Here is a 3,887-nt window from a genome sequence, read left to right as displayed (position 1 = left end):
CCAGTGTAGTAAGTCATCACAGCCTCCTTCGCACAGTTGGTTCTGCGATTTTAGGAGCGTCCGACCACCTTCTTGACCGCCCAATTACCTATGCTACTGGCCGATTGGGTGAGGTCGCCAACGTCCGCTTTATGGTGCTCCAGTCTCCAAAGCGCTGACTCGACTGACTGACCGCTTTGGAGGGGGTCGTCTGACCGGAGTGGGTCGGGAGTGCGCGTTGACGACCGGCCGCTTTCGGGAAGCGAAATACCAATGACCGCTTTGCGGCGATGAGTTCGAAGCGCGGATGGACCCAGCCCGACCCTTCTCGGCCGATCAGCGGTTCCCGGTTTCGGCGGCAGCTTTCGGATGTCAAACGGTCATTCTTTTCCGTACGCTCGCCTGCAGAATGTCGGCAACGCGAGGGTCATCATCGACGGTGCGACGAAGCTGCGGCAAGTTCTCGGGCTTATAATCGCTCCTTCCCGCGATACGTTCCTCGACGGAGCGATGGACGAGTGCCCCCGTTGGCATGGTGCGACATCGCGCGGTGCCAAACGGTGGCACAGTACCGACTTTTAACGAACGCTTTGCTGTGGCGTCGTCCCATACCAATCGTGGTAGCCATTCAGCCAATTTCCAGGCGGTAGTCATTGAGTTGTGCATTTCTGCGCACGGATTCCAAGCGTGATGGATGGCCGGGCGCATGTACTTCCAGCACCGCGCTCGGTCCACGCGCAGCCCTGCCGACAGGGCTTCTCCAAGCATCCAACGATGACAGAGAAGCGCTAGTTGAGCCTGTTCAGGCGGGTAGCCGCCGCCAATGTCGGAATGGACACCAGCAAACCAAACCTCCTCCACGTCGGTCCGGCTTGATGGCCTAGCGTGCCAAAGATGCTGTCTGAAAAAGCATCGGCGTTCATCGATAGATACGGCATGGCGAACAAACCGCACGGCGGGGTTGTCAGCGGTATAGGGAATAACCACCGGATCATAGATCCAGCCCACGGATTTCACGGTGTCATAGAGCCCAAGAAAGTGAATCCGGATTGTCCTGCTAAACGTCGATTTGAAACGAGCCTGTAGCTCAAAGTCGGGGTTGTGTTCCGGCCCGTCGCGGGCAAGAAGCATTGCCCACGCGTAATCGAAGAGGTGCACCTCATGAGCAGGCAACAACCCGACAGCATGAATCAGAGCCGCTAAGGCTCGCACAGCGTATGCGCCTCGCGAGAACCCGAAAGCAAAGACCTCGTCGTCCGGCGCCCAGTTCTGAGCCAAGAAGCGATAAGCACCTTCAACGTTACGCTTCACCCCCCAGCCGAACGCCAATCCACAAACGCGTGACGGGAGCTTCTGCCATTCGAACAGGGTCTCTCTCCGTCCGAAGGTGCCCACGCCCTGGTCGTAATACGACAACAACTCCTCGGGGCGAGTCGATAGGGATCGGAAAATCCGAACTATGTTTGTCGGCCGGTAACTGAAACGATTCCCGGTTCCATCAAGGCACACGACCAGTTGCCGACCCATCGACCACCCCTTAGCGTTTTCGAGAAAGCCAGTGGCTCTTAGAACATATTACTTGCCGCAGCGATGTGCGATACCGCACAGATGTCGCCCGATCGTCGAGTGCGGATTGCAGTCGAAAAAGGGTACATTTCGTCGAATGCCGCCGATACTATCGTTATTGTGACGGCGAACAGGTTATGGACTTGAAGAATTCGCCTCAACATGACATAGGAATAATGGGACAAAATGCCGAGTGGGAAAAAGAACAATGGGTGCACTGAAATCTGCTAATCAGCTTTGGCGCAAGCTCCAATCGGACGCAGGGCTGGAGATTCGCCGCAAGAACGGTGCACCGGGACGCGACGCCGATGTTGAAGAGGCGTTGAAGGCCGCACTGGGCCTGACCATCGGCGACATGCCGCTCGACATTTGGCTGGATGGGGATGCCGCTTCCGCTGACCCGCACGTGAGCGTGGAGAAACTCCTAGTCGCCGTGCTGGCCTCCCAGCAAGGTTATGCTGCCATGATGCGGGACATGCTGGAGTTGCTGATCTCGGCAAATGCGAGTCGCGACGATCAGACTCTGGGCGTGCAGTTCCAATTCGACAAGGTCAGCGATCCGATTCGATTCACGTTGGAAGCGTTCAGGGAAGCGGTGCTGCGCACAGAGCGGGTACTGGCCTCGCACGTTGAGCTGCCACCGGCGAAGGACCTCTGGGCATTGAGTGAAGAACTGGGGAAGTTAGCAGAGAGCAATTGGTCGGGGCAAGAGCGGTTCCTTCCAGTAGCGCCAGCCGCAAAGACAGGTCACGCGGCGCTTGATGGAGCGCTTGAGACTATTACCGAACTGGTAGCAGAGTTTCGGGCATGGTGCTCGTCATTCGGGGTCACGCGTCAGGCAGCGTACAACGCGGCGAGTCAGCAGTACCCGGACTGGAACAATCCAGAGCATGATGTTATCAGGAGGCGCATAGGCGCTGCGCACGACTTCTGGGATGTCTCGGTCCTCGATGTTGTGGAGCAAATCGCGCAAAGAGTCGGGGTGCATTCAATCAATGCAGACGACGCGGCGTCGAAATTGATACCTCTGTTGGCGTCTCTTGACCATAGGGACCAATGGATCACTCGCACCTACACCGAATTGCTCGACCTTCTCAACCTGCCCACCTGGCGCAAACGTCATGAGCTCTTTTCCGTCTGGGCCGGTAGCATTCTGCTGCGCACCGCAGAGGCCGAAGCTGACAGTTTCCGCTTCCTGGCCGCGGATGGCGTGCTGTCCTTCGCGTTTGGCGGAAGCCGACTCGCCACCTACGACCACGACGGTGAGCAGTTCGATATTTGGGCTGAACTGCGCTCGCCCCTCGTAGGGCGCAGTTTCAAGCGCAAGAAGGGGATCCAGCCGGACTTCCGAGTCCTTTGCCCGAGTCTCAACACTTCGCCTAACACGCAGACGCGTCTGGTACTGGAGTGCAAGCATTACCTGGCCCCGCGCATTTCAAACTTCTCACAGGCGGCGGCGGACTACGCACGCAGTTGTCCTAATGCCGCGGTCCTGGTGGTCAACCATGGCCCTATCGACAACGCCGCACTAGAGGAGTCCATCGAACCGTCCTTACGAGGCAGGACCGGGTTCATCGGAGACGCAACTGCCATTGATGAAAGGCACTCTGCGCGGCTAGGCAATGCCATTAGGCGGGTGATATTTCCGCCTCGAGTGGTGCCCCAAGCCTCGGCTCAGGTGGGGCTGGCACCTATCACGCCCATAACCCTTGACCCTCAGGTCATTGCTTCCATTCGTCTGCGCTGGGACGCGACGCTGGACGACGTGGACTTGGCGCTAGAGATTTACGAACAAAGTGGGTCGAAGCGACGCATCGACTTCCGCACGCTGGGTGATCTGGCAAATTCTCCTTTTGCGCGCCTGGACCGAGACCAGCGACAGGGCCCCGGTGAAGAGCGCATCGACATCAGCGCTTGGTATGCAAACCGGTACGTGCTGGTTGCTACCAACTTCGCGGGCACCGGCGAATTCGGCCCTGGGCATCTCGATTGCATTATCGCTTTGGGCACAAGAACCACGGTGCTGAACTGTCCGGAACTTGGGGGAGCGACCGAGTGGCGTATCGCGACGATTGAGGTCACGAATGGTATCGCGCAAGTGCAACCTTTCTCCATTCTTTAATGGCACTCGAGGAACGAGGCCACCTCAGATGATGCTGTCTATTCCTCGTGGCGCCCGAATGCCCGTTGCCAAGGCGGAGGCGACATCTGAACGTCCGAATGATGTTTAGACAAACGACCGTTCATGATCTTCAGAAGCTCGGGTTTGAAGGTGTTGAGCCAGCGCTGACCGGCCGGCCTTCGTATCATCCGGAGGTGATGCTCAAGATCTATATCTACGG

The 3,887-nt window shown here is 57.8% G+C and carries 2 protein-coding genes; one reads left to right on the top strand and one right to left on the bottom strand.

Going from position 1 to position 3,887, the window contains the following annotated elements; all coding sequences use genetic code 11:
* Nucleotides 1-351: 351 nt before the first annotated feature.
* Nucleotides 352-1,506 carry a T6SS phospholipase effector Tle1-like catalytic domain-containing protein gene (locus F759_RS39855; RefSeq protein WP_036026242.1) on the bottom strand — a complete coding sequence of 385 codons (1,155 nt, stop codon included), beginning with the start codon at nt 1,504-1,506 and terminating at the stop codon, nt 352-354.
* 247 nt (nt 1,507-1,753) lie between these two features.
* On the opposite strand from F759_RS39855, the gene F759_RS0135240 reads away from it, so the two are divergent.
* Nucleotides 1,754-3,667, top strand: coding sequence for a hypothetical protein (locus F759_RS0135240; RefSeq protein WP_027803889.1), 1,914 nt, complete (start codon nt 1,754-1,756; stop codon nt 3,665-3,667).
* Nucleotides 3,668-3,887: the final 220 nt, after the last annotated feature.

The organism is Paraburkholderia dilworthii (assembly GCF_000472525.1).
Classification (GTDB): domain Bacteria; phylum Pseudomonadota; class Gammaproteobacteria; order Burkholderiales; family Burkholderiaceae; genus Paraburkholderia; species Paraburkholderia dilworthii.
Note: the sequence above shows the minus strand (reverse complement) of the source record. Positions and strands in the feature narration are given on the sequence as shown.